Annotated in this window: 5 protein-coding genes; 1 reads left to right on the top strand and 4 read right to left on the bottom strand. The window is 46.4% G+C overall.

All coding sequences use genetic code 11. The features are described 5' to 3' along the window. The first annotated feature begins 222 nt into the window (after nucleotides 1–222). Nucleotides 223–498: a hypothetical protein gene (locus tag FTU06_RS16615; RefSeq protein ID WP_004967304.1), complete on the top strand. Its 276-nt coding sequence runs from the start codon at nucleotides 223–225 to the stop codon at nucleotides 496–498. A gap of 81 nt (nucleotides 499–579) precedes the next feature. Here the strand turns inward: FTU06_RS16615 and FTU06_RS16610 are convergent, their stop codons facing one another. The 4 genes from FTU06_RS16610 to aph(3'')-Ib all read right to left on the bottom strand — a co-directional run bounded on the left by FTU06_RS16610 (nucleotide 580) and on the right by aph(3'')-Ib (nucleotide 3,091). After that, entirely contained in the window at nucleotides 580–882 is a 303-nt protein-coding gene (locus tag FTU06_RS16610) for a helix-turn-helix domain-containing protein (protein WP_001140620.1), read from the bottom strand. Next, the gene (locus tag FTU06_RS16605; RefSeq protein WP_004967307.1) at nucleotides 875–1,231 is read right to left on the bottom strand and encodes a type II toxin-antitoxin system RelE/ParE family toxin; all 357 of its coding nucleotides are present in this window, start codon (nucleotides 1,229–1,231) and stop codon (nucleotides 875–877) included. Before FTU06_RS16605 ends, FTU06_RS16610 begins: the two co-directional genes overlap by 8 nt. 220 nt (nucleotides 1,232–1,451) lie before the next feature. Continuing rightward, nucleotides 1,452–2,288: an aminoglycoside O-phosphotransferase APH(6)-Id gene (locus FTU06_RS16600; RefSeq protein WP_000480968.1), complete on the bottom strand. Its 837-nt coding sequence runs from the start codon at nucleotides 2,286–2,288 to the stop codon at nucleotides 1,452–1,454. Further along, nucleotides 2,288–3,091 (bottom strand): aminoglycoside O-phosphotransferase APH(3'')-Ib, encoded by an 804-nt coding sequence (aph(3'')-Ib, locus tag FTU06_RS16595; RefSeq protein WP_001082319.1) that lies wholly within the window; start codon nucleotides 3,089–3,091, stop codon nucleotides 2,288–2,290. Before aph(3'')-Ib ends, FTU06_RS16600 begins: the two co-directional genes overlap by 1 nt. Nucleotides 3,092–3,310 lie beyond the last annotated feature (219 nt).

Genomic DNA, 3,310 nt, shown 5'->3' with positions numbered 1-3,310 from the left:
TACGTGTATTCATTTCTATCATTTAATCTTAATTCTATTAGATTAATGATAATACTATCATTTAATTATTGCATTAAGTCTAATGATAGATATTGTATGCGATTTGGCTCGCTATCATTCAGGTATAGTCTTTTGATAAAAAAAGCATGACTAAAAGCCATGCCTTGGGAATTCGTATAACGTGTATTATGTTAATTTTAGAGAATCTTAAAAAATACTTTTATGAAAAATAAAATTGAAGATTTAAAATCAACAATTCAAGAACTAATAGAATTGTTTGAAGAACAGAATTTAGAACATTGGGCAGAAATGTATAAAAGAATACTGTTCTATATTGATGATGATCTAGAATACGCAAAATATAAAATACAAAGTACCATTGGAGGAATGGGATCAATGGATGATATCGTTTTATATCGCAATGGTGATCCACTTATCAAAGAAAACAATCGTTTGGATTACTTAAGAAGTAAATTATATGTTTTTTGCGAAAGCTAAATTATTCTTAATATCGCTAATTTAACATAATGGCGATTATACGAATCTAAAAATGGGAGTCTTTAGCTCCCATTTTTATTGTTAAACATTGAATCCTATATGTTTTCCTGTTGGAAGCTCTACATCAATACGGAGCTTCCCGCCCATTGCCTCAACATACTTTTTCATGGTTGAAATCTTAAGATCATTGCCACGATTTTCTATTGCTGAAAGCGATGGCTGTTTTATTCCCAAAGTTTCAGCAAGTTCCTTTTGAGAGATTTCAAGTTCTTCACGAATAAGATGAAGCTGATTTTCTAGCAGTAATTCATCTGCCATTTTTTGAATACGGGCTTGGCTCTCTGGAGAGCGGCTAGCTAACAATTCTTGCAGAGTCTTAGCCATTAGATTTATCTCCTAGGGTGGTGAGATGAAGTTGGTATTGTTCATCTGCAATATCCAGCATGTCTTTATAAAAACGCTTTTTACTGCCTTTATCAGCAATACATAGAACAATAGCCTGTCGTAAAGGATCAAATGCGAAGAAAGCTCTCAGTGGTTTACCTCGATGTTGAACACGAAGCTCTTTCATGTTGGTAAATTTAGAGTCATAGACAGTATCTACTAAAGGGCGGCCTAAACTTGGTCCTTGCTGCTGTAGAACAACTAGGGCAGCCAGAACCTTCTCTTGTGTTGATTCGTCTTGCTGTTCAAGCCATTCATTAAATAGATCTGTCGTAATGACTATCCACATACCACAACCAAAATATAGATTATAGTCTATATTTTAGGAGCATTATGCTTGTTTTGCAAATGAGAAATGATAGGCAATAAAAAACCCCAGCATCCTGCCGGGGTTTTTCATATTGGGGTCGTTTGCGGGAAGGGGCGGAATCCTACGCTAAGGCTTTGGCCAGCGATATTCTCCGGTGAGATTGATGTGTTCCCAGGGGATAGGAGAAGTCGCTTGATATCTAGTATGACGTCTGTCGCACCTGCTTGATCGCGGCCGCGATAGCTAGATCGCGTTGCTCCTCTTCTCCATCCGCGTTCCAAGCTGCGGAAAGGCACCCATAAGCGTACGCCTGGTCGAGCAGGCGACGCGGATCGACGTCCAGCGCACGAGAGAATGCGTCCGCCATCTGTGCAATGCGTCTAGGATCGAGACAAAGGTCGTCTCTGTCAGCCGGATCGTAGAACATATTGGCGGCGCCAAAGCCCACTTCACCGACCAGACCGACGGGATCTATCACCAGCCAGCCGCGACTGGAGAACATGATGTTTTCATGATGCAGATCGCCATGTAGCCCACGCAGTTCCGAGGCATTGCTCATCATTTGATCGGCTATAATCGCCGCGTGGACGTAGTCAGTTTGACAACCTGCGTTTTGATCATCGCGCGCCCGCTGAAACAAAGCTGCAAAGCGATCCCGGATCGGGAGAAGGGCAGAAGGCAGGGGTTCCTCAGATGCGGCATACAGCTTCGCCATTAGTTCCGCTGCAATTTCGGTCGCCTGGTAGTCGCCGTGCTCGGCAACGATGTGAGAGAGCATTCGCTCCCCGGCATATTCGAGCAACATCAGATTGTTCTCACGACCGAGCAACCGGACTGCTCCCCTCCCATTGCGCCATACCAGATAGTCGGCCCCGCGCAGTTCATCAGCAATGTCTTCTATAGGTTTCAATCCCTTGACGATTGCAGGAGTCCCGTCTGGCAATGAAACTTTCCAAACGAGGCTGGAAAAGGTGTCCGCAATGAGAACAGGTTGCGAAACGTGCCAATGAGCAGGAAAAACAGGCGGCATGAACATCAACCCCAAGTCAGAGGGTCCAATCGCAGATAGAAGGCAAGGCGTTCGCGGTCGGGGGCTTCGATCCCCAATACATTGAATAGGACAGCGAAGGCGCGCTCTGCTTCATCTGGCGCTGCCCAGTTCTCTTCGGCGTTAGCAATCATGAGTGCCAAATCGGCATAGCGATCTGCTGTTCCGAGCCGCCCAAGGTCGATCAGACCCGTGCATTGAAGAGTTTTAGGGTCCACCATGAAGTTCGGCATGCAGGGATCACCATGGCAAACAACCATATCGGTGCGCTCTTGGTCGAGCCGCACCGGTAGCTCTCGTTCGACACGAGCCAAAAGATCGAGCTGCGGCGTACTCTTGTCCTCGTCCGGTAAGAAGTCGGGATTGACGGCATTGCGGGACACCACATCAACGGCGCGTCCGAACATTCGCGACAGCCTGCGCTCAAACGGACATTGATCAACCGATAGGCTGTGAACAGCGCCAAGTTGCTGCCCCATTGACGGCCACGCTTTGAGCAAATCCGCTCCAGACAGATCAGCCGCCGGTACTCCCGGAATTGCCGTTATCACCAAGCATGCACCCTCCTGTTCCTCCTGCCAGTTGATGACCTCGGGGCAAGCCACACCTCGACCTTTGAGCCAAATGAGGCGGTCACGCTCTCCAGCGAGCTCACCGCGGCGGGAAGCAGGTGCGATTTTCGCGAAGGCATGCCCGTCACCACGTCGAAAAACAAAATCACCAGATTCTCCGCCTCTGACAGGCAACCAGTCAGAATGCGATTCACCAAAAAAAATATTAGTTCGATTCAATGGAGGTTCCTTCAGTTTTCTGAGGCTTTGTTGCACAAAGATTTGAAATGCAAAGCGCCCCTAATTGATCCAAATTTAAGGCGTAACTTGGGTAAGGTCGATTATCCTGTCGTCGGGTCGCCCTCAAAGGGGACATGCCTGCTGAACCGCGAATATAGAGAAATATCCCGAATGTGCAGTTAACGAATTCTTGCGGTTTCTTTCAGCGCCGCCAATACC

The organism is Acinetobacter sp. YH12052, from assembly GCF_013419835.1.
GTDB classification, from domain to species: Bacteria; Pseudomonadota; Gammaproteobacteria; order Pseudomonadales; family Moraxellaceae; genus Acinetobacter; species Acinetobacter amyesii.
Note: the sequence above shows the minus strand (reverse complement) of the source record. Positions and strands in the feature narration are given on the sequence as shown.

What these genes read in the sequence shown, in the direction of transcription:
- FTU06_RS16615 (WP_004967304.1), top strand. Translation starts at nt 223, where the DNA reads ATGAAAAATAAAATTGAAGATTTAAAATCAACAATTCAAGAACTAATA.
- FTU06_RS16610 (WP_001140620.1), bottom strand. Translation starts at nt 882, where the DNA reads ATGGCTAAGACTCTGCAAGAATTGTTAGCTAGCCGCTCTCCAGAGAGC.
- FTU06_RS16605 (WP_004967307.1), bottom strand. Translation starts at nt 1,231, where the DNA reads ATGTGGATAGTCATTACGACAGATCTATTTAATGAATGGCTTGAACAG.
- FTU06_RS16600 (WP_000480968.1), bottom strand. Translation starts at nt 2,288, where the DNA reads ATGTTCATGCCGCCTGTTTTTCCTGCTCATTGGCACGTTTCGCAACCT.